Source organism: Halomonas sp. CKK8 (assembly GCF_029625235.1).
Taxonomy (GTDB): domain Bacteria; phylum Pseudomonadota; class Gammaproteobacteria; order Pseudomonadales; family Halomonadaceae; genus Halomonas; species Halomonas ventosae.
This window is the reverse complement of sequence record NZ_CP121193.1, coordinates 1,914,974-1,939,307: the sequence shown is the minus strand read 5'-3', so window position 1 is coordinate 1,939,307 and position 24,334 is coordinate 1,914,974. Positions and strand designations below refer to the sequence as shown.

Annotated in this window: 22 protein-coding genes; 10 read left to right on the top strand and 12 right to left on the bottom strand. The window is 69.4% G+C overall.

Annotation, left to right across the window (positions count from 1 at the left end; translation table 11 throughout):
• The first annotated feature begins 139 nt into the window (after positions 1-139).
• Positions 140-1,177: a folate-binding protein gene (locus tag P8934_RS09265; protein ID WP_278033927.1), complete on the top strand. Its 1,038-nt coding sequence runs from the start codon at positions 140-142 to the stop codon at positions 1,175-1,177.
• On the opposite strand, the gene P8934_RS09260 is transcribed toward P8934_RS09265, so the two are convergent.
• From P8934_RS09260 to dkgB, 5 genes are all read right to left on the bottom strand, one after another.
• Positions 1,178-1,939, bottom strand: a complete 762-nt coding sequence (locus P8934_RS09260) for a TatD family hydrolase (protein WP_278033926.1) — start codon at positions 1,937-1,939, stop codon at positions 1,178-1,180.
• A gap of 104 nt (positions 1,940-2,043) precedes the next feature.
• Positions 2,044-3,633, bottom strand: a complete 1,590-nt coding sequence (locus P8934_RS09255) for a peptide chain release factor 3 (RefSeq protein WP_278033925.1) — start codon at positions 3,631-3,633, stop codon at positions 2,044-2,046.
• Positions 3,634-3,754: 121 nt separating this feature from the next.
• Entirely contained in the window at positions 3,755-4,252 is a 498-nt protein-coding gene (locus P8934_RS09250) for a DUF6647 family protein (protein ID WP_347403461.1), read from the bottom strand.
• A gap of 221 nt (positions 4,253-4,473) precedes the next feature.
• Complete coding sequence (locus tag P8934_RS09245) at positions 4,474-5,139, bottom strand: SDR family oxidoreductase (protein WP_278033923.1); 666 nt, start codon at positions 5,137-5,139, stop codon at positions 4,474-4,476.
• A gap of 26 nt (positions 5,140-5,165) precedes the next feature.
• On the bottom strand, positions 5,166-5,975 hold the full coding sequence (dkgB, locus tag P8934_RS09240; RefSeq protein ID WP_278033922.1) for a 2,5-didehydrogluconate reductase DkgB: 810 nt from the start codon (positions 5,973-5,975) through the stop codon (positions 5,166-5,168).
• 177 nt (positions 5,976-6,152) lie between these two features.
• On the opposite strand from dkgB, the gene ftsH reads away from it, so the two are divergent.
• The gene (ftsH, locus tag P8934_RS09235) at positions 6,153-8,006 is read left to right on the top strand and encodes an ATP-dependent zinc metalloprotease FtsH (RefSeq protein ID WP_278033921.1); all 1,854 of its coding nucleotides are present in this window, start codon (positions 6,153-6,155) and stop codon (positions 8,004-8,006) included.
• Here ftsH and P8934_RS09230 read toward each other — a convergent pair.
• From P8934_RS09230 to P8934_RS09220, 3 genes are read right to left on the bottom strand one after another with little or no spacing between them, the layout of a single operon-like run.
• Positions 7,988-9,310, bottom strand: coding sequence for an erythromycin esterase family protein (locus tag P8934_RS09230; protein WP_278033920.1), 1,323 nt, complete (start codon positions 9,308-9,310; stop codon positions 7,988-7,990). The two genes, ftsH and P8934_RS09230, sit on opposite strands and share 19 nt — an antisense overlap.
• Before the next feature lie 54 nt (positions 9,311-9,364).
• On the bottom strand, positions 9,365-12,496 hold the full coding sequence (locus tag P8934_RS09225; protein ID WP_278033919.1) for an efflux RND transporter permease subunit: 3,132 nt from the start codon (positions 12,494-12,496) through the stop codon (positions 9,365-9,367).
• On the bottom strand, positions 12,493-13,731 hold the full coding sequence (locus P8934_RS09220; RefSeq protein ID WP_278033918.1) for an HlyD family efflux transporter periplasmic adaptor subunit: 1,239 nt from the start codon (positions 13,729-13,731) through the stop codon (positions 12,493-12,495). The genes P8934_RS09225 and P8934_RS09220 overlap by 4 nt, the downstream gene beginning before the upstream one ends.
• A gap of 166 nt (positions 13,732-13,897) precedes the next feature.
• Between P8934_RS09220 and P8934_RS09215 the strand changes: the two genes are divergently transcribed.
• Together P8934_RS09215 and P8934_RS09210 are read left to right on the top strand one after the other, a co-directional pair.
• On the top strand, positions 13,898-15,169 hold the full coding sequence (locus tag P8934_RS09215) for an ATP-binding protein (protein WP_278033917.1): 1,272 nt from the start codon (positions 13,898-13,900) through the stop codon (positions 15,167-15,169).
• Between the two features lie 42 nt (positions 15,170-15,211).
• Entirely contained in the window at positions 15,212-15,751 is a 540-nt protein-coding gene (locus P8934_RS09210) for a response regulator transcription factor (RefSeq protein ID WP_133634260.1), read from the top strand.
• Between the two features lie 124 nt (positions 15,752-15,875).
• Here P8934_RS09210 and P8934_RS09205 read toward each other — a convergent pair whose 3' ends face one another.
• Positions 15,876-16,646 (bottom strand): 3-hydroxybutyrate dehydrogenase, encoded by a 771-nt coding sequence (locus P8934_RS09205; protein ID WP_106230939.1) that lies wholly within the window; start codon positions 16,644-16,646, stop codon positions 15,876-15,878.
• Between the two features lie 122 nt (positions 16,647-16,768).
• Positions 16,769-17,203, bottom strand: coding sequence for a [NiFe]-hydrogenase assembly chaperone HybE (hybE, locus tag P8934_RS09200; RefSeq protein WP_278033916.1), 435 nt, complete (start codon positions 17,201-17,203; stop codon positions 16,769-16,771).
• A 110-nt stretch (positions 17,204-17,313) separates the two neighbouring features.
• Here hybE and P8934_RS09195 point away from each other — a divergent pair, with 110 nt between their 5' ends.
• The 5 genes from P8934_RS09195 to P8934_RS09175 all read left to right on the top strand — a co-directional run bounded on the left by P8934_RS09195 (position 17,314) and on the right by P8934_RS09175 (position 21,644).
• Positions 17,314-18,132: an inositol monophosphatase family protein gene (locus P8934_RS09195; RefSeq protein ID WP_278033915.1), complete on the top strand. Its 819-nt coding sequence runs from the start codon at positions 17,314-17,316 to the stop codon at positions 18,130-18,132.
• Between the two features lie 135 nt (positions 18,133-18,267).
• Positions 18,268-18,537 (top strand): GrxA family glutaredoxin, encoded by a 270-nt coding sequence (locus P8934_RS09190; RefSeq protein ID WP_106230942.1) that lies wholly within the window; start codon positions 18,268-18,270, stop codon positions 18,535-18,537.
• A 106-nt stretch (positions 18,538-18,643) separates the two neighbouring features.
• A complete protein-coding gene (locus tag P8934_RS09185; protein ID WP_278033914.1) occupies positions 18,644-19,615 on the top strand; it encodes a bifunctional enoyl-CoA hydratase/phosphate acetyltransferase in 972 nt (323 codons plus the stop codon).
• Positions 19,612-20,769 carry an acetate/propionate family kinase gene (locus tag P8934_RS09180; protein ID WP_278033913.1) on the top strand — a complete coding sequence of 386 codons (1,158 nt, stop codon included), beginning with the start codon at positions 19,612-19,614 and terminating at the stop codon, positions 20,767-20,769. Before P8934_RS09185 ends, P8934_RS09180 begins: the two co-directional genes overlap by 4 nt.
• 107 nt (positions 20,770-20,876) lie before the next feature.
• Positions 20,877-21,644 carry a DUF1338 domain-containing protein gene (locus P8934_RS09175; RefSeq protein WP_278033912.1) on the top strand — a complete coding sequence of 256 codons (768 nt, stop codon included), beginning with the start codon at positions 20,877-20,879 and terminating at the stop codon, positions 21,642-21,644.
• 176 nt (positions 21,645-21,820) lie between these two features.
• On the opposite strand, the gene P8934_RS09170 is transcribed toward P8934_RS09175, so the two are convergent.
• Both P8934_RS09170 and P8934_RS09165 read right to left on the bottom strand, forming a co-directional pair.
• Entirely contained in the window at positions 21,821-22,483 is a 663-nt protein-coding gene (locus tag P8934_RS09170; protein ID WP_278033911.1) for a CoA transferase subunit B, read from the bottom strand.
• 52 nt (positions 22,484-22,535) lie between these two features.
• Positions 22,536-23,237 (bottom strand): CoA transferase subunit A, encoded by a 702-nt coding sequence (locus P8934_RS09165; protein WP_106230947.1) that lies wholly within the window; start codon positions 23,235-23,237, stop codon positions 22,536-22,538.
• 171 nt (positions 23,238-23,408) lie between these two features.
• On the opposite strand from P8934_RS09165, the gene P8934_RS09160 reads away from it, so the two are divergent.
• A complete protein-coding gene (locus tag P8934_RS09160; protein ID WP_278033910.1) occupies positions 23,409-24,314 on the top strand; it encodes a LysR family transcriptional regulator in 906 nt (301 codons plus the stop codon).
• Positions 24,315-24,334 lie beyond the last annotated feature (20 nt).

Sequence of the window (24,334 nt, the reverse complement as noted above, 5' to 3'; positions counted from 1 at the left end):
TCCTGACGCGGCATGAATATGAGGGAAGACCCGAGTCTAGCATGCCACCCGAGCGCCGGGCAGCGCTTGCAATGCCGCCGCCCCGCCCGCACCTAATGGACATGACCATGCCAGACGCCGAACCTAGAGGAGCCCGGAGATGATGGATTGGATCGCTGCCACCGGCGGTCGGCAGGAGGCCGAATACCGGGTGACCTTCGACACCCCCGATGCACCCCGGCTGGCTCTGGATGCCAGCGTGATGACGCCCCTCGCCCATCTGGGGGTGCTGGACGTCGAGGGCCCCGATGCCGAGACCTTCCTGCAGGGCCAGACCAGCGCCCAGGTCTCACTGGCCGACGGCGACCTCGCCCCGCTGACCTGCTTCTGCACGCCCAAGGGGCGGATGCTGGCCAATGCCCAGCTGCTGCGCGTCGCCCCGGCCCACTACCGCCTGCTGATGCACGCCAGCCTGGTAGCCTCGCTGGCCGAGCACCTGAAGAAGTTCGCCCCCTTCTACAAGGTCGAACTGCGCGAGCGTGACGACCTGGCCCTGTTGGGGCTGATCGGTCACGAGGCCGCGGCGCTGGCCGAGGTGCGCTTCGACCTCCTACCACCCCGTCCCTGGCACCAGGCCGGCAATGAGCAGATACAGCTGCTGGCTCATCCCGGGCCGCGGCCACGCCTGCTGGCCTGCCTGCCGGCCGATCAGGCCGAGGAGGCCTGGAACTGGCTGAAGGCGCACGCCACGCCGGTCGACAACGCCGTGTGGCGGCTGCACGACATCCAGTCGGGCCTGGCCTGGCTCGAGGCCGACCAGCGCGACACCTACCTGCCACAGATGCTCAACTGGGAGGCACTCGGCGGCATCAGCTTCAAGAAGGGGTGCTATACCGGCCAGGAGGTGGTTGCCCGGGCGCACTTTCGTGGCCAGGTCAAGAAGCGGCTGGTGCGTGCCCAGCTAGACGGCGGCCTGCTGCCGGAAGCCGGCAGCGCCATCGAGGACACCGACGACCGGCGCCTCGGTGAGGTGCTCTGCGCCGAACTGGACGCCTACGGCGAGGCCGAGGTGCTGGCGGTGATGAGTACCCGGGAACCCGCCCTGCCACTGCGCTGCGCCGGCCAGAAGCTCAAGCTGCTCAAGCTGCCCTACCCAATCGAGCGCCTGGACCCGGAGAGCCTGGCAGAAGGGACTTAGTCAGCAGTTGAACAGGCGGCGGGCAGTGTCGGTGCTGTCCGTCGCTACCCTGTCGGTATCCTGACCTCGCAGCCTGGCCACCACCCGGCAGACCTCGGCGACCCCTGCCGGCTCGTTGCGCTCGCCTCGGTGGCCCGCCAGTGGCATGTCGGGGCTGTCGGTCTCGAGCACATAGCCATCGTCAGGCAGGCTCTCCACCGCCCGCTGCAGGCGTTTCGCCCGTTCGAAGGTGACGGCGCCGCCCAGGCCGACAACGAACCCCAGGTCGAGGAACTTGCTGGCCTGCTCGGGGGAGCCGGCGAAGGCATGGATCAGTCCCCCGGCGGGGAGCGCCAGCTGGCGAAGGCGCTTGGCCACCTGGTCGTTGGCCCGCACGCAGTGGATCACCACCGGCAGCTCACGCGACTTGGCAAGGCGTAGCTGGACATCGAAGAGCGCCCACTGGTCATCGAGCGTCTCGGCGAAGCGGGCATCGATGCCGCACTCGCCGATTCCCACGACCCTGGGCGCCACCACGTCCAGTGCCGCCTCCAGCGCCGCCAGGTCCCCCTCGCGGTGCTCGTCCATGAAATACGGATGAAGCCCCAGGCAGACGCTGACGTCGCCCCGTTCCCCCAGCGCCAGCACATTGGGCCAGCGCGCCCGGGTGGTGCCCGGCACAACGAAATGCGCCACGCCCACCGCCCTGGCCCGCTCGACCACCGCCTCGCGGTCGGCATCGAAGTCGGGGAAGTCGAGATGGCAGTGGGCGTCGATCAACATGGACACAAGCTACAAGGAGCAAGGAGCAAGGAGCAAGGAGCAAGGAGCAAGGGGTTCCTTGAGGCTTGCTCCTTGTCACTTGAGGCTGGCCGAAGGCCGGTGTTTCAGTGCTCCCGAGTGGGCTGGAAGCGGATCTCCGGCCAGCGCTCCTGGGTCATCTGCAGGTTCACGCGCGTGGGGGCGATGTAGGTCAGGTAGCCGCCGCCGTCGATGGCCAGGTTGGTGCTCGCCTTGCGCCTGAACTCCTCGAGCTTCTTGGCGTCGTTGCTGTAGATCCAGCGGGCGGTGTTGACGTTCACCCCTTCATAGACACAGTCGACCTTGTACTCCTCCTTGAGGCGGTGGGCGACCACGTCGAACTGCAGGGTGCCCACGGCGCCGAGGATCAGGTCGTTGTTGTCCAGCGGCATGAACACCTGGGTAGCACCCTCCTCGGAGAGCTGCTGCAGGCCCTTCTGCAGCGCCTTCATCTTCAGCGGATCCTTGAGGCGCACGCGCTTGAAGAGCTCCGGGGCGAAGTGCGGGATGCCGGTGAAGCGCATGTCCTCGCCCTGGGTGAAGGTGTCGCCGATCTGGATGGTGCCGTGGTTGTGCAGGCCGATGATGTCCCCGGGCCAGGCCTCCTCCACCTGGGAGCGGTCCGAGGCCATGAAGGTCAAGGCGTCCGCGATCTTGACGTCCTTGCCGATGCGCACATGGCGCATCTTCATGTTCTTCTCGTACTTGCCCGAGCAGACGCGCAGGAAGGCGATGCGGTCGCGGTGGTTGGGATCCATGTTGGCCTGGATCTTGAACACGAAACCGGTGAGGCGCTCGTCATCCGGCTCGACGGTGCGGGTGTCGGTCTCCCGCGGCTGGGGCGGCGGGGCGTACTCGACGAAGCCGTCGAGCATCTCGCGCACCCCGAAGTTGCCCATGGCGGTCCCGAAGTAGACCGGCGACAGCTCGCCCCGCAGGTAGGCCTCGTGGTCGAACTCGTGGGAGGCGCCACGCACCAGTTCCACCTCCATGCGCAGCTCCTCGGCCTGCTCCTCGCCGAGCACCGCGTCCACCTCGGGATTGTCGAGCCCCTCGATGCGCCGGTCTTCGGGGATCTGGCTGCCCTGCCCCTGGGTGTAGAGGTGGATCACGTCGTTGTAGAGGTGATAGACGCCCTTGAAGTGACGCCCCATGCCGATCGGCCAGGTCATGGGGGCACACTGGATGTTCAGCACCTCCTCGACCTCGTCCATCACCTCGACGGGATCGCGGACATCGCGGTCCATCTTGTTGATGAAGGTGAGGATCGGCGTGGTACGCAGGCGACACACCTCCATCAGCTTGATGGTCCGCGCCTCGACGCCCTTGGCGCCGTCGATCACCATCAGCGCCGAGTCCACCGCGGTCAGGGTGCGGTAGGTATCCTCGGAGAAGTCCTCGTGGCCGGGCGTGTCGAGCAGGTTGACGATGCGCCCGCCGTAGGGGAACTGCATCACCGAGGTGGTCACCGAGATGCCGCGCTCCTGCTCCATCTTCATCCAGTCGGAGGTGGCGTGGCGGTCGTTGCGCTTGCTCTTCACCGAACCGGCCATCTGGATGGCGTTGCCGAACAGCAGCATCTTCTCGGTGATGGTGGTCTTGCCGGCGTCGGGGTGCGAGATGATCGCGAAGGTGCGTCGAAGCCCGACTTCACGGGCCAGGGTGGGGTTTGACATCAATGCGGTGCCTGGTCAGGACTCGAATGGGATCTCGAAAGGCCGCCATGATACCGCGGCAGGCCGGTGGCCTGCATCCTGCATCACCGCGTGGCCCGTCGGCTCAGTTGATGGGCGCCAACTAGCGGGTGCTGCGCTCGATGATCCGCAGGGTCTTCTCGTCGATGCCCAGGGCACCCCAGGGGTTGTCGACTCCCGCCTCCTCCAGCCAGCGCAGCTGCAGCCGATAGGCCTCCCCCTCCAGAGGCCCCCGATCACGGGGACCGATGTCATCAAGGTTGTGGACCTGGAAGTGGTGCACCAGCTCGTGGAGCAGGTAGCTGTGCCCGACGGCTGACGCGAAGTCGAAGTCGATGTCCAGGTAGATGTTGCCCTCCGCGGGATCGTAGGCCCCGCTCACCCGGACGTCCAGCCTGTCGGGGAAGGCCGGGAAGCAGCGCTGTTGGAGCGCGGCCTGGCTCTCGAAGCGAACCCCCGGCAGGTCGGGTTCGCGGTACTCGGTGCTCGCCGCGAGCCAGGCGCTCATTTCCCTGACCAGGGGCTCAAGGGAAGGGGCTGGCCTTCCCTCCGGACGTTCGGGCGGCCCCGAGGAAGCGAGGGGAGCGGCCAGCAACAGCATGGCGACCAGCAGCCAGCGCGAGTGCCGACGTCGCCGGCATATCGTGTCCATCACCGCAGTCTAGCGGAACCTGACAGCCCAGGGAGAAAAAGCCCCCGGTCGAACCAAGAACACGGCGACCGGGCTCATTGCCCGTCGGCATGCCAGTCGAGGCACCCGGGGCCCCGGCCCGACGGGACGCCCGGCACTCGATATCCGGCGACCTTGATCCTGAGTGTCCGCTACCAGGGCAGCGACTCGCCGTTGCTGTGCCAGAAGCCGCCGCTGGTCGTCAGCGTAAGGGCCGCGATGCGCTCGGCGATGCCCGCGGCGGCCTCCTCCGGGCTGATCAGGCCGTCGAAATTAACCATGCGGGTCTGCACGTAGCCCGGATGCAGCTGGGCCACGGCAATGCCCCGGGGCGCCAGGTCCACCGCCAGCGACTTGCCGAAGGCGTTCAGCGCCGCCTTGCAGGCGCGGTAGCCATAGCGGCCGCCGGAGTCGTTGTCGGCGATGGAGCCCATGCGGCTGGTGATGTTGGCGACCTTGGCGCCCTCGCCCAGGCACGGCAGCAGCGCCTCGGTCACCCGCAGCGGGGCATAGGCATTGATCTCCATCTGCGCCCGGATGGCGTCGAAATCGAGCGCCCCCAAGGACTCGTCGTGGAGCATGCCGGCATTGTTGATCAGCAAGTCCAGCGACTGGTCGGCGAATGCTTCGGCGAGCCTGGCGACATCCGTCTCCCGGGTGACGCCGATGCCGTCGATGACCCGGTCGGCTACCGCGGCGAGCTCATCGGAGGCGTGGCGGCAGACGCCGATCACCCGCCAGCCTGCCTGGTAATAGTGGCGCGCCAGCGCCAGCCCGACCCCACGGTTGGCACCGGTGATCAGTACGGTGGAAGCCATGTCGTCTCCTCTCGAAGGGGCCGGGATCAGTCCCAGGCCGGGGCGAAGTCCGGGTCGGCGATGCGCTCGCCGCGATCCAGGCCGGCGATCGCCTCGAGTTCGTTCTCGTCCAGGGTAAGGTCGAGGGCGGCCAGGTTGCCCGCCAGGTGCTCGCGACGGGTGGACGACGGGATGCTCACCACGCCGCGCGACCGGGTCCAGGCGAGGGCCACCTGGGCGGGCGTGACGCCATGGGCCTCGGCGATGCCCTTCAGGGTCTCGTCGCCCAGCACCTTGCCCACGGCCAGCGGCATGTAGCCGGTCACCGTCAGGCCGCGTGCCTGGCAGTGCGCCACCACTTCGCGGTTCTGCAGGAACGGATGGACCTCGATCTGGTTGGTCAGCAGCGCCTCCGGGCCGAGGATCTCCAGGGCCCGGTCGACCTGGGCGATGGTGAAGTTGGAGACCCCGATGTGGCGTGCCTGGCCGGCCTGCTGCACCTCGCGCAGGGCCGTCAGGGTGTCGGCCATGGGCACGGCATCGTCCGGCGAGGGCCAGTGGATCAGCAGCAGGTCGACGTAGTCGGTGCCGAGCTTCTCCAGGCTCTCGCTCACGCTGGCCTTGAGCGACGCAGGCGCGAGGCGGTCGTGCCACACCTTGGTGGTGAGGAAGACCTCCTCCCGGGGCACCTCGCTCTCGGCGATGGCCGCGCCCACGTCCTGCTCGTTGTCGTACATCTGGGCGGTGTCGATATGGCGAAACCCGAGCGCCAGGGCCTCGTGGATCACCCGCTTGAGGGTGTCGCCCTTGAGGCGGAAGGTCCCGAGCCCGGGGTTGGGCAAAGTCGAGGTGCTCATGGAATCTCCTTCTCATGCCATGGTGTCGATGCGACTCCCTCCTAGATGCGGCGATCCAGGCGGGACTTCAAGGGCCGGCATGCCCTGGGGCCATTCCGCCTGCCGAGCCTGGCCTACACTGAAGGCCATCATCGGGGCATCGCGATGTCCTCCGCGGCCACGGGACGAGGACCCGGCATGGAACCCAATCACCGCTTCAACGTGATCTATCTGATCATCGCCGTGATGCTCTTCCTGACCTTCCAGAGCGTCTATCGCGACTGGCAGACCACCGAACCCATCCCCTACTCGGAGTTCACCCGGCTGCTGGAGGAGGGACGGATCGCCGAGGTGCAGGTCGGCGACGACCGCCTCACCGGCACCTTCACCGCCCCGCAGCCCGACGGACGCACCGCCTTCACCACCAACCGCGTCCCGCCCGACCTGGCCGACCGCCTGGCGCAGCACGACGTCACCTTCAACGGCCGCCCGGAGAGCCCTTTCCTGACAGTCCTGCTCTCCTGGTTCCTGCCGCTGGTGCTGCTGTTCGCGATCTGGTCATTGCTGATCCGGCGGATGACCGGCGGCGGCGGGATCGGCGGGATGATGTCCATCGGCAAGTCCAAGGCCAAGGTCTACGTGGAGACCTCCACCAAGGTCACCTTCGAGGACGTCGCCGGGGTCGACGAGGCCAAGAACGAGCTCCAGGAGGTGGTGGCCTTCCTGCGCGACCCCGAGCGCTACGGCCGGCTCGGCGCCCATATCCCCAAGGGCATCCTGCTGGTCGGCCCGCCGGGCACCGGCAAGACGCTGCTGGCCAGGGCCGTGGCGGGGGAAGCCTGGGTGCCCTTCTTCTCCATCTCCGGCTCGGAGTTCGTCGAGATGTTCGTCGGGGTCGGCGCCGCGCGGGTCCGCGACCTCTTCGAGCAGGCCGGCAAGGCCAAGCCCTGCATCATCTTCATCGACGAGCTCGACGCCCTGGGCCGGGCCCGGGGGCCGGGCGGTATGAGCGGCCAGGACGAGAAGGAGCAGACGCTCAACCAGCTGCTCTCCGAGCTCGACGGCTTCGACCCCTCCACGGGCATCGTGCTGCTCGCCGCCACCAACCGGCCGGAGATCCTCGACCCTGCCCTGCTGCGCGCCGGCCGCTTCGACCGCCAGGTGCTGGTCGACCGTCCCGAGCGCAAGGGCCGCCGGCAGATCCTCGAGGTGCATATCGGCCGGATCCGCTCGCTGGCCGCCGACGTGGACCTGGACCATATCGCCTCGCTGACCCCCGGCTTCACCGGGGCCGACCTCGCCAACCTGGTCAACGAGGCCGCCCTGCTGGCCACCCGCCGGGACAGCGAGGAGGTGGCCATGGAAGACTTCACCAATGCCATCGAGCGCATCGTTGCCGGCCTCGAGAAGAAGAGCCGGCTGCTCAACGACCACGAGCGGACCGTGGTGGCCCACCACGAGATGGGCCACGCCCTGGTGGCCGCGTCATTGCCGGGCATGGACCCGGTGCACAAGGTCTCGATCATCCCCCGCGGCGTCGGCGCGCTGGGCTACACCATCCAGCGCCCCACCGAGGACCGCTTCCTGCAGACCGTCAGCGACCTGAAATACCGCATGGCGGTGCTGATGGGCGGCCGCGCCGCCGAACGGCTGATCTTCGACGAGATCTCCACCGGCGCCGCCGACGACCTGGCCAAGGTCACCGAGATCGCCCGTGACATGGCGACCCGTTTCGGCATGGCGGACGAGGCCGGCCAGGTGGTCTACGAGAAGGACCGTCAGGCCTTCCTGGGCGACGTCTACGGCACCAGCCAGCAACATGACTACTCCGAGGCCACCGCCCGGGAGATCGACCTCGCGGTGCGCCAGCTGGTGGACGAGGCCTACGCCCTGGCCCGTGAGACCCTCGCCGCCCGTCGCCAGGACCTGGAGACGGGCGCCGCCCTGCTGCTCGAGCGCGAGACGCTCACCGCCGACGAGTACCCGCCGATGAAGCCGTCGCTGCCCGCCGAGCCGCGAACGGCCAGCGCGCCTCAGACCCCGAAGGGATAGGTGTCGGGGATCGCCTCGCGCTGCCAGCTCGATCCCGGTTCCAGCGGCTCGACGGCCGTGGTCTCGTCCAGGTGGTAGAGCGCATCGAACTGCTCGGCCAGGCAGGCCTGGAAATAGTGGCTGCCCCGCTCCGTCTCGGGCCGATAGATCACCCCGATCGCCCGCTCCAGCAGGCTCTCCTTCAGGGGCTCAGCCCTCGCCGGCGAGAGGGGCAGGTAGAAGCGGTCGCGACCACTCTGGTGGAAGAGCCGCTCGACGCTGCCCTCGAGCGAGGGCCGCACCCAACGATGCTCGGCGGGCCCATCCCAGTCACGGGCGGCCGTGACATGGCCGGTATGGGTGGTGAAGCCCACCAGCACCACCCGCTCGTGCCCGAAGCGCTGTCGCGCCAGCTGGCCGACGTTGTGCTGTCCCTGGCGCCAGCCCATCTCGGTGGCTCGGGCGTCACCCAGGTGCGAGTTGTGGGCCCAGACCACCACCTTGCCGGCTCCCCCCTGTTGGCGCAGGTGGTCATGCAGTTCGGCGAGGGTCTCGGTCATGTGCCCGTCACGCAGGTTCCAGGTATCGACCCGGGCGCCGAACATGGCCCGATAGTAGGCCTCGGCATTGACCACCACCCGGGCGTTCTGCTCGGCGAAGAATTGCGCGTCGACGGCGCGGCGACCGTCCGCCTCGAGGTAGTCAGGGGCCCGCTCCCTCAACCGGACCTGCAAGCCCACGGCCGTCCGCTCGCAGGAGGGGCTCAGGCCGAAGGCCACGTTGCGCCCGTAGTGGAAGGGGTCGCCGCGATGGTCGAGACAGGCATAGCCCCGGCGGGCGACCTCGGCCTGCTCGGGATCGACCCGCGCCAGGTAGTCGATCACCGCCTCGGCCGATCGGTGCAGGCTGTAGAGGTCCATGCCGTGGAAGCCGACCTTCGTTGCCAGCGGCTGGCGGGCATTGTGCCGGCGCAGCCAGGCAATGAAGTCGCGCACCTCATGGTTGCACCACATCCAGTGGGGGAAACGCTGGAAGTCCGCGAAGGCCCCGTCCAGGGAGTCCTCGCCCCCGCCACGCACGTAGCGGTCGAGGCGCAGGGCATCGGGCCAGTCGGCCTCCACCAGCACCGCCTCGAAGCCCTTCTCCTCGACCAGCCGCCGGCTGATCGCCGCGCGCAGGCGATAGAACTCGGCCGTGCCGTGGGAGGCCTCGCCGAGCAGCACGAAGGGCCGCTCGCCGACCCGTTCCAGCAAGGCGTCATGGTCGCTGGCGCGGTCGTCCAGTCGCCGGGCGAGTCCACGGACACAGGCAAGGGGGGTCGTCATGAAGGCACCTCCAGGTGAACGCAGCGAAGTCCACGCTGACAGTCTAGCCCCGGCTCATGTCCGCTGCTGCCCGGTGGGCACGTCCTCGCTGCGCCCGAGCCGCTCGCGTAGCCGCTCCAGGTAGCTGAGCAGCACCGGGATCACCGCGAGCACCAGCAGGGTCGAGAAGGCCAGGCCGAAGGCGATGGAGACCGCCATGGGGATCAGGAACTGCGCCTGCAGCGAGGTCTCGAAGAGCAGCGGCAAAAGGCCGCCGATGGTGGTCAATGAGGTGAGCAGCACGGCGCGCACGCGCTGCACCACCGCCTCGTTGAGTGCCGCCTCGATGGCCAGCCCCTGGTGGCGCTGATGGCGATAGAAGGCCACCAGGATGATGGCGTTGTTGACCACGATGCCCGAGAGGCCGAAGAGCCCGAACAGCGAGAGCATGGTCAGGTCGAGTCCCAGCAGCCAGTGCCCCAGCAGGGCCCCCACCAGCGCCAGCGGGATGATCGCCATGACGATCAGCGGCAGGCTCCAGGAGGCGAAGACCCAGGCCAGCACCACGTACATCAGCCCCAGGCCGATCATCAGCCCGGTGCGCATGTCGGCGAAGGTCTCGCGCTGGTCGGCGGCGCGCCCCTCGAAGCTGTAGCGCAGGCGGTGGGTGCTGGCCAGGCTCGGCAGCACCTCCGCGGAGACGGCATCGAGCACGCGCTCGGCGGAGGTCATCTCGGTATCGAGCTCGGCGGTGACCTCCACCGCCAGGCGACCGTCGGCATGGCGCAGCGCCTCGAAGCCCTGGCGGTGATCCAGGGCGATGACCTGGTCGAGCGGGACGAAGCGCCCGTCGGGGACGCGCACGCTGAGCCGCGACAGGGTCGCGAGCCGCTCGCGCTGTGCCCGGGGCAGCAATACCCGCACCTCGATCTCGTCGGCGCCGTCCTGGTAGATCTGCACCAGCCGACCGTCGAAGGCGTCCCTGAGCTGCCGGCCGAGATCGGCCGTGGTCAGCCCCAGGGCTTCCCCCCGGGCGTTGACCCGGTAGATCAGCTGTTCTCGCCCCCAAGGCATGTCGTCCTCGGTGTCGAGCACGCCGGGCAGCTCGCGCAGCGAACGGGAGAGCGACTCGGCGGCGGCCTTGAGGGCACCGGCCTCCTCGCCGGTCAGTCGGATGTTGACGTCCTTGCCCGGCGGGCCCGCGGCACGCTCGTTGATGGTCAGGTTCTCCAGCCCCGCCGGTTCGGCGAGGCGCGAGCGCCAGGCGCGGATGAACTCGGCATTGCGCACGTCGCGGTCGTCCGAGGGGGTGAGCTCCACCATCATCGAGCCGAGGTTGTCGCCGCTGCGCGCCTGCATGCCGCTGGCGAGCGTCGCCCCATGGCGGGTCACGGCATGCTGGACCAGGTTGCCCCCCAGGGCCTGCTCGGTCTCCTCCAGGGCCGCCTGCAGGCGCGCCAGCAGCTCATCGACGCGCGCGCTGTCGGTCCCCGCCACGAAGCTGGCATTGGCGTAGAGCACGTTGGGCTCGGGCGTGGGGAAGAAGTTGAACGCCAGGCGCCCGCCGGCCAGCAGGCCCAGGGTGAAGAGCACCACCGCCACGGCCGAGGCCAGGGTGGCGCCACGATGGCGCAGGGTCAGTGCCGAGAAGCGCCGGAAGGGCCCCTCGCGGAAGCGCTCGAAGGCCGCCTCGAAGCGCTCGCGCGGCCGCGACAACGGATGGCGTCGCGGCGTTCGGCCCGGCACGAAGGCGTTGCGCAGGTGGGCGGGCAGCACGACGAAGCACTCCAGCAGCGAGGCGATGAGCACGCAGATCATGATCACCGGGATGTCGCCGAGGATGTTGCCGATCACGCCCCCCACCAGCAGCAGCGGCATGAAGGCGGCCACCGTGGTCAGCGACGAGGCCAGTACCGGCCAGAACATGCGCCTGGCCGCCCCCTCGGAGGCGTGACGGGCGGGCTCTCCCATGCGGAAGTGGGCGTCGGCGTCCTCGCCCACCACGATGGCGTCATCGACGATCACCCCCAGGGCCATGATCAGCGCGAACAGCGACATCATGTTGATCGACCCGCCGATGCCCCAGAACACCGCCATGGCCGCCATGAAGGCCGTGGGGATGCCGATGGCCACCCACAGTGCCACCCGGGCGGGCAGGAAGAAGTAGAGCAGCAGCAGGACCAGCACCAGGCCACCGAGGCCGTTGCTGATCAGCAGCCCGATACGGTCGGCGATCAACTGCCAGGTCTGGTCGTGGACCTCGAGCGACACGCTGGGCGGCAGCTGGGGACGGGTCTCGGCCAGCCAGTTCCCCAGCACCTCGGCGGCGGCCAGGGAGTTGCCGTCCTCGCTTCGCTGCAGCATCAGCTCCACCGCCGGATGGCCGTCGCGGCTCAGGGTCACCTGTTGCTCGCGGGACTCCTGGCGAATGGTGGCGATGTCGCCCAGCCGCAGCTGCACCCGTTCGCCGCTGAGCACCGGCAGGTCGGCGAAGGCGCGCTCGTCGCGGCGCTGTTCCACGGCCCGCAGCTCACGGGTGCTGTCCTGCTGGCCGAGCAGCCCCGCCGGCAGGTCCCGGGACATGCCCTCGATACGCTCGGCGATCTGGGCGAGGCTCAGCTGCAGCCCCTGGAGTCGCTCCGCGGGCACCTCGATGCTGATCTGCTGCTCGGGCAGGCCGCTGATCTCGACCCGGTCGATGCCCCGCTGCAGCAGCTGATCCTCGAAGCGGTTGGCCAGATGGCGCAGTTCGTCGTGGTTCACCTCGCCATGCACCAGCAGCCGGGCCACCGGCTCGTAGCGGGCGGCCCGGGCGACCCGCGGCACTTCGGCGTCAGCCGGCAGGTTGGTGAACTCGTCGACCTGCTGGCGAACGTCGTCCAGGGCCAGGATCGGGTCGCTGCCCTCGTGGAACTCCAGGGTGATGCTGGAGACCCCCTGGGCCGAGGTGGAGGTCATCCGCTTGAGGCCATCGAGGCTGCGCAGCCGCTGCTCGAGGGGCACGGTGATGCCCTGCTCGATGTCCTCCGCCGAGGCGCCGCTCCATACCGTGCGTACGCTGACCACGTCCAGGGCGAAGGTGGGGAAGAACTGGATGTTCATGCGCGACAGGCCCAGTACTCCGCCAAGCAGCATCATCAGCATGACCAGGTTGGCGGCGACCCGGTGGTGGACAAAGAAGCCGATCAGGCCGCGCCGTCGGCTCATGGCCGCCCCTCGTCACCGGCATCGGCGGCCTCGACCCGCAGGCCATGGATGGCATTGGGCAGGTGGGTGGTGATCACCCGGTCGCCCTCGGCGAGGGCCTCGCCGCTGACCAGTGCCCAGCGCTCCCCGTCGTCGCGGAGCACCTCGCCGTGACGGGTCACCGCCAGGCGACGCATCCGGCCCTCCTCGCCCATCACGTAGAGGGCATCGTTGCCGTAGAGCGCGCTGTAGGGCACCGCCAGGCTGTCCGTGATCGCCGGGCGGGCCAGCGACACGGCGAGCAGGCTGCCGGGACGCAACGCTGTCCCGCCGGTCTCGAGGCGGAAGATCGCCTCGGTGCCGGCCGGGTCGCCCTCCCCGGCCAGCCCCTCCAGTACCAGGCGGGCCCCCTCGTCGCCGGTGGCCACCAGGTGCTCCCCGCGGGACAGGGCCTCGAGCAGCTCGGCCTGGTGACGCCGGGTGATGCGCGCCCGCAGCTCCAGCCCCTCCTCCGGATAGACGCTGAGCAGCTCGCTGCGGGCGGCCACCTGGTCGCCCGGGGCCACTCGGATGCGCGTGACGATGCCGTCGAAGGGTGCCTCCACGCGGCTGCGGTCGGCATCGCGACGGGTGGCGGCCAGGGCGGCCGTGGCGCGCGCCAGGCCGGCCTCCAGGGCAGCGAGGCGGGCGGGATGCTCGGCGATGGCGCGCTCCCTGGCCGCCACCGTCACCTGGGCCCGGGCGAGCTCGTTGCGGGCCGCATCCAGATCGGACTGGGAGGCGAGGTTGCGCCCCACCAGGGAGCGGGTGCGCTCGAGCTGGCGACGGGCGGTCTCGAGCAGCTCCCGCTCGCGCTCCAGGGTGGCGAGGTCGCTGTCGTGGCGCACCTGTTCGCTCGAAAGCTGGGCCCGGCGATCGGCCACCTCGGCCTCGGCCTGGGCCAGCGGGGGACGGATGTCAGCCTCGTCCAGGGCCACCAGCAGCTCGCCGCGGGCGACCCGCTGCCCCTCGCGCACCGGTCGCTCGGCGATACGTCCGGCCAGTGGCGCGGTGACAGTGAGCATCTCGGGGGCCGTCACCTCGCCATAGAGCGGCAGGACCGGGGCATGGCGGCCGGGCGCGGCCACCAGGGTCTCGACCCGCCAGCTGCGCTCCTCCGGTGTGACACTGGCACTCTCCGGCCGGGTGGCCCGCAGCCACAGGAAGGCCGCCACGCCGAGGGCCAGGATCAGCAGGGGAAGCAGGCGTCTGAGCATCGGGCTGGGGTCCACCGGTCATATCAACAGGCCCCAATATACCGCCATCGACCTGCGATTGTCGGCGCCCGTTGCCGATGGGCGACACTGTGCCTCAGGGGGGATACCCGGCCACAGCGTCCCCCGGATCGGGTATCATCGGGCCGACGCATCCCACGGAGTCGCCATGCCAGCCGCCCTGCCCCTGCCGCTCTCCACGCCCAACCGCAACCTGGTGCGGCTGACCATCGTGCGCGGCATCACCTGGACCGGCTTCCTGGCCGCGATCATCATCGGCATCGAACTGCTGGGCTTCTCGCTGCAGGTACCCGCGGTGATCGCGGTGATCGTCGCCATGGGGGCGATCAACATCGCCACCTGGTGGCGCATGGGCCGCCCCCGGGCAGTGACCCACGCCGAGTACCTGGTCCATCTGCTGATCGACGTGACGGGCCTGACGCTGCTGTTCTACTTCACCGGCGGCTCCCACAACCCCTTCATCAACTACTACCTGGTGCCGGTGACCATCGCCGCGGCGACCCTCCCCTGGCGGCACGCCTGGGTGATCGCCGCCGCCTCCATGGCCGCCTACAGCTTCCTGATGGTGGTCTATCAGCCGGTCCCGCAATTCGCCCAGGGCCACGGGGGAGCGACCCTCAGCCTTCACGTGCTCGGCATGTGGCTCAACTTCGGCCTCTCGGCAGGGCTGGTCACCTTCTTCATCTACAAGATGGCCCGCGCCCTGCGCAGTCGCGACCAGGCACTCTCGCGCACCCGCGAGGCCGCCCTGCGCAACGAGCAGGTGCTGGCCGTGGCCACCCAGGCGGCAGGCACCGCCCACGAGCTGGGCACGCCACTCTCGACCATGGCGGTGCTGCTCAGCGAGATGCGCGAGGATGCCAGGGACCACCCGGCGCTGACCCGGGACATCGAGCTGCTGCGCCAGCAGGTCGACACCTGCAAGTCGCGGCTGCGCCACCTGGTGGAGAGTGCCGATCGCCGACGCATGGCCGAGCCGGAGGTACACGATGCCCAGGTCTGGCTGGCCGGGGTGGTCCAGCGCTGGCTGGTGCTGCGCCCCGATGTCAGCCACCACCTGGAGGTCGCCGCGCGACGCGGCCATCCCTGGCTGGCGGTGGATGCCACCCTCGACCAGGCCCTGACCAACCTGCTCAACAACGCCGCCGATGCCAACCCGGACGACGTCACCATCCGACTCGACTGGAACAGCGACGAGGTGGTCATCGACATCCGCGACCACGGTCCCGGCGTGGCGATGTCCATCGCCGACCAGCTGGGCGAGACCTTCGTCTCCACCAAGAGCAAGGGGCTGGGCATCGGGCTGTTCCTGACCCACGCCACCATCAACCGCTTCGGGGGCGGCGTGAGCCTGTACAATCACCCCGAGGGCGGCACCCTGACCGAGGTGACCCTGCCGCGCAGCCAGCCCGAGCCCTGACGCCCGACGGTTGCCGGCCCCCGTGACCCCTGCGAGGACAACATGCAAGAGACCGCCGAACGCCTGCTGATCATCGACGACGACGAGATGTTCTGCCACGTGCTCGACCGTGCCCTGAGCCGCCGGGGCTTCGAGGTGCTGGTGGCCCATGACGCAACCCAGGCCCTCAGCCTGGCGCGGCGCCACCAGCCCCAGCTGGCCACCCTGGACCTCAAGCTGGAGCACGAGTCGGGGCTGAAGCTGCTGCCGGAGCTGCTGGAGATCGTGCCGGAGTGCCGAGTGGTGGTGCTGACCGGCTACTCGAGCATCGCCACCGCGGTGGAGGCGATCAAGCTGGGGGCGGTGAACTACCTCTGCAAGCCGGCGGATGCCGACGAGGTACTGATGGCACTGTCGCGGGCGGAGGGCGACCCGGAGACCGAGGTGGCCGACAACCCGCCGTCGATCAACCGGATCACCTGGGAGCACATCCAGAAGGTGCTGCAGGAGCACGACGGCAACATCTCCGCCACCGCCCGCGCCCTGGGGATGCACCGCCGCACCCTGCAGCGCAAGCTGCAGAAGCGGCCGGTGAGGCGCTAAAGCTGCAAGCGGCCAAGCGGCCAAGCGGCCAAGCGGCCAGGAAGTGATACCGGCGAACAGTCGCAAACCCCGAGGCCACGGCCTCGGGGTTTGCTTGTGGCTCGGCGCTTGTAGCTCGGCGCTGTTATTGGGCCGTCCAGCCCAGGTCGATGTTCCAGCTCGCGCCGGTGACGGCCCCGGCGAGATCGGAGGCCAGGTAACCGACCAGCTCGGCCACCTCGGCGGGCTCGATGAGACGCTTCACGGCCGCGTTCTTGAGCATGATCTTCTCGATCACCTCCTGCTCCTCCATGCCGTGCATCCTCGCCTGGTCGGCGATCTGGTTGTCGACCAGCGGGGTCTTGACGTAGGCGGGACAGATGGCATTGGCCGTGATGCCCTGGCTGCCGCCCTCCAGCGCCGCGGTCTTGGTCAGGCCGATCATGCCGTGCTTGGCGCTGATGTAGGCCGACTTGCCCGGCGAGGCCACCTGGGCATGGACCGAGGCGATGTTGACGATGCGCCCCCAGCCGTTCTCGCGCATGGAGGGCCAGGCGGCCTGGGTGAGCAGGAAGGGTGCCGTGAGCATCAGGTCGATGATCTGGCGCCACTTGTCCTCAGGGAACTCTTCGATGGGCGAGACATGCTGGATGCCGGCGTTGTTGACCAGGATGTCGACACGCCCGAAGCGCTTGACCGCCTCGGCCACCGCCGCCTTGCAGGCCTCGCCGTCGGTGAGGTCGGCCTGGAAGAAGGCGGCACCCGCCTGCTCGGCGACCTCCTTGCCTGCCGGGTTGAAGTCCACGGCCAGCACCTGGTGGCCCTGCTCGCAGAAATGGCGAACCACGGCCTCGCCGATGCCGCTGCTGGTGCCGGTGACCAGGGCGACGCGGGGGGTGGAAGCGTTGGCGGTCATGCGTGACTCCTCTGTCCTGTGAACCGGGCCGGGGCGGCACCGGGCAGGCCCCTCATGGGCCCGGGGTGACATGGTCGATCTCCGCCACCAGCATAAGGCGGATGACGCAGCGCGTCATCCGCTCAGCCGGCCGGTGGCTCCGGTGTCATGACCCGCTCCATCAGCTGCTGGGCGAGGCGGCTGCCCTCCTGCAGGGAGCCGACGTCGGAGAGGTCGTCGAGCAGCTCGCAGCGCCACCACCAGTCCGTCTCGCCCAGGGATTCGAGCACGAAGGGGTAGCGTCCCGAGGGCAGCGCCAGCGTCAGCTGCGCCGCGGCAGGCCGCGGCGCGGCCGGTTCGTCGAGGGCCAGGGCGAGCGAGAGCGAGATGGGCGTGACCAGGGCCCCGAGCAGCCCGCGGCGGCCATCCTCGAGCGAATGGGGCTGGAAGCAGAGGGCATCCACGCCCAGTCGCGGATTGAAGCGGGGCTCGCGCTTGGCGGCCTTGAGGTGGCGGTGGCGCCAGGCCTCGGCCAGCTGGCGCAGCCGGGCATACTGGTTGGCGGTCAGGGCCTGCATGGTGTCCTCCAGGGCGACGGGGGCGCCAGTATAGCCGCCGCGGCAGGCATTCGGCAGGGGCAGGCCGAGCTGCTAGCATGAACGGCCGATTCCCCTGCCGAGGAGCTGCCATGACCCCCGCCCAGCGACTGGAGATCGCCGTCGACATCGCCCACGAGGCCGGCCGGATGATCGTCGAGGCCCGTGAACGCCAGGTCTTCGGCCATCGCTACAAGCATGGCCACGAGCTGGTCACCGATACCGACGTCGAGGTGGACACGCGTATCGGCGAGCGTCTCGAGCAACACTTCGCCGGGGAAGCGCGCCTCAGCGAGGAACTGGCCCCGGATCGCGAGGTGCTGGCCAGCCCCCGGGCGCTGTGGGTGGTGGATCCCATCGACGGCACGGTCAACTTCGCCCATGGCCTGCGCCATGTGGCGGTCTCCATCGGCTGGGCCAGCCAGGGCCGCACCCGCCTGGGCGTGGTGCATGCCCCCTTCCTGGGCGAGACCTTCACCGCGCTCGACGGCCAGGGGGCCTGGCGCAACGGCGAGGCGATCCATGCCAGCCGCACCAGCGACATGGCCCATGCCCTGGTGGGGACCGGCTTCCCCTACCGCCGCGACAGCCGCCCGCCGCTGCTGCGTCGCCTCACCGCCGTGCTGGCCCACTGCCAGGACGTGCGTCGCAACGGCTCGGCGGCCCTGGACCTGTGCGACGTGGCCTGCGGCCGACTCGATGCCTACTACGAGAGCGTCTCCCCCTGGGATTGCGCCGCCGGCTGGCTGATCGCCCGGGAGGCGGGCGCCCGCACCGGCCACCTCTATCCCGGGCCGGCGGGGATTCCCGAGGACCTCTACGGCGAGAACCTGCTGGTCACCAGTCCCGGCATCCATGACGCACTGGGCGCCCTGCTGCGCCGGGCCGATGCCGGGGAGGTCGAGCCCTGAATGGCGCAGGCCATAGGGCGGCGCGATCACCGCACAAGGCGGCGACTATTGGCGGATCGCCGCCAATTCCGTCACACTATTCGGCCTTTTCCCCGGTTCCCTCTTTACGCACCCTGACGTGCAAGGAGTCGCTGCATGTTCGTCGTCATCTTCGGTCGCCCCGCCTGCCCCTTCTGCGACCGAGCCAAGGCCCTTGCCGCCCGGCTGGAGAGTGCCGGGGCCATCGAGGGTCACCGCTATGTCGATATCCATGCCGAAGGCATCACCAAGGCCGACATGGAGAAGACCATCGGCAAGCCGGTGCATACCGTGCCGCAGATCTTCGTCGACCAGACCCATGTCGGCGGCTTCACCGAGTTCGACCGCTACGTGCGTGACCAGGCCCTGCTGACCGTCTCGGGCTGAGCCGCCAGGCCCTCGTCGCCCCCTGACGCCGCCATCCTGCCCGGGAGGCGGCGTCGTCGTCCCCGGCGGTGCTACCCTTGGAGCAGCCCCCTGCCTGGAGCCGCCCATGGACCGTCCCCTGACCGCGCCAGACCCCGACCGCCACTGGCACCAGACCGGTGCCCAGCATCGCCGGCTCATCGAGGCCACCCGCGACCTGTCGCCACTGCGCACCGCGGTGGTCCACCCCTGCGACGCGCCGTCGCTGGCAGGAGCCCTGGCCGCCTGGCGCGAGGGGCTGATCGAGCCGCTGCTGGTCGGCCCCCGGGCCCGCATCGAGGCCGCCGCCGAGGCACTGGGCGAGAGCCTCGACGCCTTGCAGCTGATCGACACGCCCCACAGCCATGCCTCGGCGGAGCGCGCCGTGCGCCTCGCCGCCGACGGGGAGGCGGAGGCGCTGATGAAGGGCGCCCTGCATACCGATGAATTGATGAGCGCGGCGGTCGTCAGGCAGGCAGGACTGCGTACCGAACGCCAGATGAGCCATGTCTATGCCCTGGACGTCCCCAGCTACCCCCGCCCGCTGCTGATCTCCGATGCCGCCCTGCACATCGCGCCGGACCTGGCCACCAAGGCCGACATCATCCAGAACGCCATCGACCTGGCCCGCGCCATCGGCATCGACCGACCGCGGGTGGCCGTGCTCTCGGCGGTGGAGACGGTGCGCGCCACCCTGCCCTCCACCATCGAGGCCGCGGCGCTGTGCAAGATGGCCGAGCGCGGCCAGATCGAGGGCGGCGTGCTCGACGGCCCGCTGGCCATCGACAACGCCGTCTCCCTGAGCGCCGCCCGGCAGAAGGGACTCGACTCAGCGGTGGCCGGCCAGGCCGACATCCTGATCGCCCCGGACCTCGAGGCCGCCAACATGGTCGCCAAGCTGCTGATCCATCTGGCTGGCGCCCAGGCCGCGGGGCTGGTGGCCGGCGCCCGGGTGCCGATCATGCTCACCAGCCGCGCCGACGACGTGGAGACGCGGTTGGCCTCCGCCGCCCTGGCCCAGCTGCTGGTGCGCCGTCAGGGCGAGGCGTCCGTGCCATGAGCCGGGTCCTGGTGCTCAATGCCGGCTCGGCGACCCTCAAGTTCGGCCTCTACGAGGAGGCGGCGTGCGAGCTGCGCGGGGTGGTGGAGCGCATCGGCGAGGCCCCGGCGCTGCGGCTGTTCAGCGGCGATCTCGATACCGGCGGCTTCCTACCGGCGGAGAGCGGCCACGCCGCCGTGGCCGAGGCGCTGCTCGACTGGCTGGGCACCCATCTCGACCTCGGGGGGCTCGTGGGTGTCGGCCACCGGGTGGTCCACGGCGGCACCCGGCTGGCCGAGCCGGTCCGCCTGGATGCCGACCGCCTGGCCTACCTGGAACGCCTGGAGCCCCTGGCCCCCCTGCACCAGCCCCAGTCACTGGCGATCATTCGCGACCTGCTGTCACGCCACCCGAGGCTGCCCCAGGTCGCCTGTTTCGACACCGCCTTCCACCGCACCCAGCCGCGGATCCGCCAGCTCTTCGCCCTGCCGCGGCATCTCGCGGACGAGGGGGTGCTGCGCTATGGCTTCCACGGTCTCTCCTATGCCCACGTGGCCCGGCAGCTGCCGATCGTGGTCGGTGAGGCAGCCGCACGCGGCAGGGTGGTGGTGGCCCATCTGGGCCAGGGGTGCAGCCTCTGCGCACTGGAGAACGGCCAGAGCGTGGCGACCTCGATGGGCTTCACGGCGCTCGACGGCATGATGATGGGCAGCCGCTGCGGCCGCCTCGATCCCGGCGTGGTGCTCTACCTGCAGCAGCAGCGGGGCATGAGCGTCGCCGAGGTGGAGCGGATGCTCTACCACGACAGCGGCCTGCTCGGTGTCTCGGGGGTCTCCGCCGACATGCGTGACCTGCTGGCCAGCCCATCGCCCAGTGCCGAGGAGGCGGTGGCGCTGTTCATCGACCGGCTGCTGGGAGAGATCGGCGCCCTGGTGGCACTGCTCGGTGGGCTCGATGCGCTGGTCTTCACCGGCGGCATCGGCGAGCACGCCACCGAGATTCGTGCCCGTACCCTCCATGCCATGGAATGGCTCGGCATCCGCCTCGACCCACCCGCCAATGACCGCCATGCCCTGCGCATCGACGCCGGGCGAGGTCCGGCCGTGGCCGTGATCCCCACCGACGAGGAGGGCGAGATGGCCCGCGGCACCCTCGCCTGCCTGGGCCCGGGATGATCCCGCCACGACGAGCGTCTTCCCCGCGTTGAATGCCACTGCGGACCCGCTGCCTATACTGGCGGCGTGCAGGCGCACAGGGCATCACGACAGAGGGACAAGGCACGATGCAACGGGAAGAGTTCGTCCAGCAGCTGTGGCTGGACTATATCCACCAGCATCCGGACGTGGGCGGACTGCGGCTCTGGCCCGTGGAGGCGCCGGCGGAGTACCTGGCAATCCTGACCCTGAACCATGGCCCCTGGGCCATGGAGGCCCTGCTGCCGACCCTGGTGCGCTACGGCTATCGGCCGCACCAGCGCTACGCCATGGCCGATCGCGGCCTGCTTGCCACCCTGTTCACCGCGCCGGACGACGGCGCCTGGGTGCTGCTCGCCGAGCTCCAGCTCGGCACCCTCTCGCGCCAGCCCCGCGAGCGTCTCCAGCAGCTGGTCGGCAACGCCGACCCCCGCGAGGCCCGCAGCCAGGCGCTGCTCTGCCACGGTCGCCCCTGGCCGATGCCCGACTGGGACACCTATCTGGCCCTGCAGCAGGCCCACCCGCTGGCCGGCTGGCTTTCGGTGATGGGGCCACGGATGCATCACGCCGGCTTCGACTGCCAGCGCCTGGGGCACGACATCGTCACGCTCGACGGCCAGCTGCGCCAGGCCGGCCTCGCCGGCAGCAGCGACCGCCACCACGGCCTCTTTCCCGTCTCGCCGCTGCTCGACTACCGCTTCTACGCCACCAGCTCCCGGCGCCTGGCCTTCGCCGAAGGCGACGAGCATCGCGTCGGCCTCGGCGGGCTCGCCCTCGTCCAGAAGCAGGTCAGCGCCAACCAGGAGCGCGCCGCCGAGCTCCTGCTCCCCCACCACACCCGCTGCGAGCTCTCCTGACCCCGGTCATCCACAGAATCTGTGGATAACGCTGTGCATCATCTCCCTGGAAGGGCGTCCCGGGCGGGAGGCCAGGGGGCTCGACGCGGAATGGTCAGTTTTTCGACACTCGATGCCCCTTACGAAAGCGGCCCGGACAGGAGTCCGGGCCGCAGGCCTTGCCGACAATGGCGGGATCAGGCCTCGAAGGTCATCTCCGGGACGTGGTCGGGCACCACGAGCTTGCCCGCGGTCAGCGACTTGATCTCCTCCACGGAGACGCCCGGGGCGCGCTCCTTGAGGTGGAAGGCGCCATCCTTGATCTCCAGGTAGGCGAGGTCGGTCAGCACCCGGTTGATGCAGCCCGCGCCGGTCAGCGGCAGGTTGCAGGACTCGAGCAGCTTGGACTCGCCGTGCTTGGAGGCATGGGTCATGGTGCAGATGATGTTCTCGGCGCCGGCCACCAGGTCCATGGCGCCGCCCATGCCCTTGATCAGCTTGCCGGGGATCATCCAGGAGGCGATGTTGCCGTTCTGGTCGACCTCGAAGGCCCCCAGCACGGTCAGGTCCACGTGGCCGCCGCGGATCATGGCGAAGGATTCGGCCGACGAGAAGATCGCCGCGCCCGGGCGTGCGGTGACGGTCTGCTTGCCGGCGTTGATCATGTCCGGGTCGACCTCCTCCTCGGTAGGGAAGCGCCCCATGCCCAGCAGGCCGTTCTCGGACTGCAGCATCACGTCGATGCCGTCCGGGATGTAGTTGGCCACCAGCGTCGGGATGCCGATGCCCAGGTTGACGTAGAAGCCGTCCTCGAGTTCGCGCGCCACGCGCATTGCCATCTGTTCGCGAGTCAGTGCCATCTTGTTGCCTCTTGTGGTCGGTGGAGAAGCGGTCGTGGAAAAGCGGCGGGGCTCAGCCCTCGCGCACGGTGCGCTTCTCGATGCGCTTCTCGAAGGTGCCCTGGATGATGCGGTCGACGTAGATCCCCGGGGTATGGATCTGGTCGGGCTTGAGCTCGCCGGGCTCGACGATCTCCTCGACCTCGACCACGGTGATCTTGCCCGCGGTGGCGGCCAGGGGGTTGAAGTTCTGGGCGGTGTCGCGATAGACGACGTTGCCGTAGCGGTCTGCCTTCCAGCCCTTGACGATGGCGAAATCGCCCACCACCGACTCCTCGAGGATATAGTGGCGGCCGTTGAACTCGCGCACCTCCTTGCCCTCGCCGATCGGCGTGCCGTAGCCGGTGGCGGTATAGAAGGCCGGGATACCGGCGCCGCCGGCACGCATCTTCTCCGCCAGGGTACCCTGGGGCGTCAGGACCACCTCGATCTCGTCGTTGAGCATCTGCTGCTCGAAGAGCGCGTTCTCGCCGACGTAGGAGGCATGGATCCGGCTGATCTGCTTGTCCTCCAGCAGCAGGCCCAGGCCGAAGCCGTCGACACCGCAGTTGTTGGACCATACCGTCAGGTCCTTAACGCCGCGGCGCTTGATCTCGGCGATCAGGTTCTCGGGGATGCCGCAGAGGCCGAAGCCGCCGGCGATCACGGTCATGCCGCTCTCGATGCCGTCCATTGCCTCTTCGTAGGAATACACACGCTTGTCGAATCCGGCCATAGTGGCGCCTCGCGTTGTTGTGGAGTGAACTGTGGAGTGAGTTGTGGAGTGAGTTGTGGAGTGAGTGGGCAGAATCTCAGGCCAGTGTTGCCGCTGCCAATATATTTGTTAAGTTTGTTTTATTTATTGATTGATCCGTTTCGCTGATAAATTGGACCTTGGTAGCATGCCATGACCGTCAAGCAACTGCGCGCCTTCCTCGCCGTGGCCCGGACCCTGAGCTTTACCCAGGCCTGCGAGCACCTTCACCTCTCCCAGCCGGCCCTGAGCCTGGCGATCAAGGGACTCGAGGAGAGCCTGGGCGGTCGCCTGCTGATCCGCAGCACCCGCAGCGTGCGGCTTACCCCGGAGGGGGAGTCGCTGGTACCCCTGGCCAAGCGACTGATCGCCGAGTGGGACAACACCGAGGAGCTGCTGCGCCAGCGCTTCACCCTGCAGCTGGGCCGCCTGGCGGTGGCCACCATGCCCTCCTTTGCCAGCAACCTGTTGCCCCCTGCCCTGCGCGTCTTCCGCCAGCGCCATCCGCGGGTCAACGTCACGGTCCATGACGTGATCAACGAGCAGGTGATCGAGATGGTGCGCGCCCGTCAGGTGGAGCTGGGGCTGGTGTTCGAACCGGAAGCCACCGGCAGCCTCTCCTTCACCCCCCTGTTTCGCGACCGCTTCGTTGCCGTGGTGCCGGCCGAATCGCGCCTCGCCGGGCGCTCGCGGCTCGGCTGGCCGACGCTGATGACCCGCGACTTCATCGCCCTGCAACGCCCCTCCATGGTGCGCCGGCTGCTCGAACAGGCGCTGGAGAGTCGCGGCCTGACCCTGCCCGCCGCCTTCGAGTGCCACCAGCTGGCCACCGTGGGACGCATGGTGGCCAGCGGCCTGGGCGTCAGCGCGGTCCCCTCGCTGTGCATCGACCAGATGCAGGAGCTCGGCGCCGTCTGCGTGCCCCTCGATGACCCGGTGATCGAACGCGACGTCGGCGTGCTGACCTGGAATACCCACGAGCTGTCGGTGGCCGCCCTGGCGCTCAAGGAGGTGCTCGCCGAGACCATCCGCACCCCGGGCCTCGCCGCGGGCCGTTGACCCCGACCGCTGGGCAGCCC